General features: G+C 77.6%; 1 protein-coding gene. It reads left to right on the top strand.

From position 1 onward, the window contains the following. Positions 1-3,104 (top strand): SDR family NAD(P)-dependent oxidoreductase (locus VIB55_RS12355; RefSeq protein WP_331876953.1); only part of this gene is annotated, 3,104 nt, incomplete at both ends.

The following is a 3,104-nucleotide window of genomic DNA, read 5'->3' as shown; positions in this document are numbered from 1 at the left end:
CCTCGCCGCCGCCGCGCTCGGCCTCGCGATCGCGTGGGCGGCCGTGCGGCTGCTCGTCGCGCTCGCGCCCGCCGGCCTGCCGCGGCTCGACGGGGAGGGGGTGGAGGAGGTGCCGGTCGATGCCTTCTACGAAGCGTGCAGCGCGCGCGGGCTAGACTACGGCCCGGCGTTTCGCGCGGTGCGCCGGCTCCGGCGGCGCGGCGGCGCGGCGCTCGGGGAGGTGTCGCTCCCCGGCGGGCTGGCGGCGGACGCGGAGGGCTGGCTCCTTCACCCGGCGCTGCTGGATGCCTGCTTCCACGTGCTGGGCGCGGCCGTCGCGGGGCTGGGGAACGACGACACGTGGGTTCCCGTGGGCGTGGACCGGCTGCGGCTGTACCGCCCCGCGGGCCGCTCCGTCACCTGCCTGGCGCAGGTGCGCCCGGGCCCCGGCGGCGAGGCGCTGCAGGGCGACCTGGTCCTGAGCGACGAGGCGGGTGCCCCGGTGGCGCACCTCACCGGCCTGACGCTGCGGCGGGCCAGCAGGGAGGCGCTCCTGGGCGCGGGCGGCGATGCCGAGAAGTGGCTCTACCACGTGCGCTGGGAGCCGCGCCGCGACACGGCCGGGGTCGCGCCCCGCTTTGGGCCGGAACCCGGCCGCTGGCTCCTGCTCGCCGACGCGGGGGGCGTCGCGGCGGAGCTGGCGGCCAGGCTGGAGGCGGCGGGGGAAGCGTGCACGCTGGCGGTGCCGGCGGGCCGCCCCGGCCCGGGGCGCGCGCGGGCAGTCGTTCCCTCGGCCGACGCGCTTGGCGCGCTGCTGCGGGAGGAGGCCGGGCGCGACCCACGGCCCCTGCGCGGCGTGGTGTTCCTGTGGGGGCTGGATGCGGGCGATTCCGGCGCGGCGGACCCCATGGATGCGCAGCCGCTGGCCTGCGGCGGCGCGCTGCACCTGGTGCAGGCGCTCGCGCGGGAGGAGCTGCGTCCGCGCCTGTGGCTGGTGACCCGCGGCGCGCAGCCGGCGGGCGGACCCGTACACGCGGCGCAGGCCCCGCTCTGGGGGCTGGGCCGGGTGATCGCCCTGGAGCACCCCGAGCTCGCCTGCGCGGCGGTGGACCTGGACCCCGCCGATGCGGCGGACGAGGCGGGCGCCCTGTTCGGCGAGATCTGGCGCGAGGGCGAGCACCCGCAGGCGGCCTTCCGCGGCGGGCGCGTGCTGGACGCCGTCCTCGACCGCTTTGTGCCGCGCCCCCCTGCCGACGCGGGCAGGAAGGCGGGGCCGGCGGCGGTGCGCCTGGAAACCTCGGGCCCCGGCGTGCTGGAGAACCTGGCGCTGGTCCCCGCCCCCCGCCGGGCGCCCGGCGCAGGCGAGGTGGAGGTGCGCGTGCGCGCCGCCGGCCTGAACCTGCGCGACGTCCTGCACGCCCTCGACCTTCTTCCCGACACCGCCGCCGCGATGCCCTTCGGCTTCGAGTGCGCGGGGACGGTGGCCGCGGTGGGGAGCGGGGTGAGCGGGCTGGCCGTGGGGGACGAGGTGCTGGTGGGGCCCACCGTGGGCGGCATGACGAGCTACCTGACCGTCGACGCTGCGCTCGCCGTCCGCATTCCCCCGGGGATGAGCTTCGAGGCGGCCGCCACCGTTCCCCTCGCCTTTTTGACCGCGTACTACGGGCTCCATCACCTGGCGGGGCTTCGCGCGGGCGATCGGGTGCTGATCCACGCGGCCGCGGGCGGCGTGGGGCAGGCGGCCGTCCAGCTGGCCAGGCGCGCGGGCGCGGAGGTGTTCGCCACCGCCAGCCCCGGCAAGTGGGACGCGCTGCGCGAGATGGGGGTGGCGCACGTGATGAACTCGCGCACCCTGGACTTCGCGGACCAGGTGTTGGAGGCGACGGGGGGCGAGGGCGTGGACGTGGTCCTCAACAGCCTGAACGGCGACTTCATCCCGGCCAGCCTGCGCGCCCTGCGGCGGGGCGGCCGCTTCGTGGAGATCGGCAAGATCGGCATCTGGGACGCGGAGCAGGTGGCCGCCCTGGATCGCGGCATCGTGTACCTCCCCTTCGACCTGGGCGAGGTGCGCGCGAGCCGCCCGGCGCTCGTGCGCTCCATGCTCGAGGAGCTTGGCCGGATGCTGCACGAGGGCGAAATCCAGCCGCTCCCCTTCCGGTCGTTTCCGCTGGACGACGCCGCGAGCGCCTTCCGCTTCATGGCGCAGGCGCGGCACGTGGGGAAGGTGGTGCTCACCACGCCGGACGAGCCGGCTTCGGCGGACCGCGCCGCGGTGACGCTGCGCGAGGATGCGAGCTACCTGGTCACCGGCGGGCTGGGCGCGCTGGGCCTTCACGTCGCCCGGTGGATGGTGGAGGGGGGCGCCCGCGACCTGGTGCTCGTGGGCCGCAGCGCGCCGGGCGAGGGCGCGCGGGACGCGATCGCGGAGATGAAGCGCGCCGGGGCCCGCGTGCAGGTGCTGCAGGCCGACGTGTCCGACGCGGAGCAGGCTGCCCGGGTGCTGGAAGCGGCGCGCGACGGGGGCCCTCCGCTGCGGGGCATCGTGCACGCCGCGGGGGTGCTGGACGACGGCGTGCTCCTGCAGCAGTCGTGGGAGCGCTTCGAGGGGGTGCTGGCGCCCAAGGTGCGCGGCGCCTGGAACCTGCACCGGCTGACCGCCGGCCTTCCGCTGGACTTCTTCGTCCTCTTTTCCTCGGCCGCCGCGCTGCTGGGCTCGCCGGGGCAGGGGAGCTACGCCGCGGGGAACGCCTACCTGGACGCGCTGGCGCACCAGCGGCGGGGAGAGGGCCTTCCCGCCCTGAGCGTGGGGTGGGGGATGTGGGGCGGCGACGGGATGGCCGCGCGCGCATCCGGGCGCAGCCAGGCGCGCCGGGCGGAGCAGGGGATGGGGAGCATCGAGCCGCGCGCCGGGGTGCGGGTGCTGGAGCGGCTGCTGGGGGAGAACGCGGCGCAGGTGGGGGTGATCCCCGTCGACTGGCCGAAGTTCCTCGCCGCGTCCGGCCGCGTGCCCCCCTTCCTTGCCGCCTTCCAGGAGGCGCGTCCGGCGCCCCGGGCGGATGCCCCTGACTTCCTGGACGAGCTGCGCGCCGCGCCGCCGCCGGAGCGCCGCGCGCGCCTGGCGGCCC

This window comes from Longimicrobium sp., assembly GCF_036554565.1.
GTDB lineage: Bacteria > Gemmatimonadota > Gemmatimonadetes > Longimicrobiales > Longimicrobiaceae > Longimicrobium.
The sequence above is the reverse complement of the archived record's forward strand: the minus strand, read 5'-3'. Positions and strand labels throughout refer to the sequence as shown.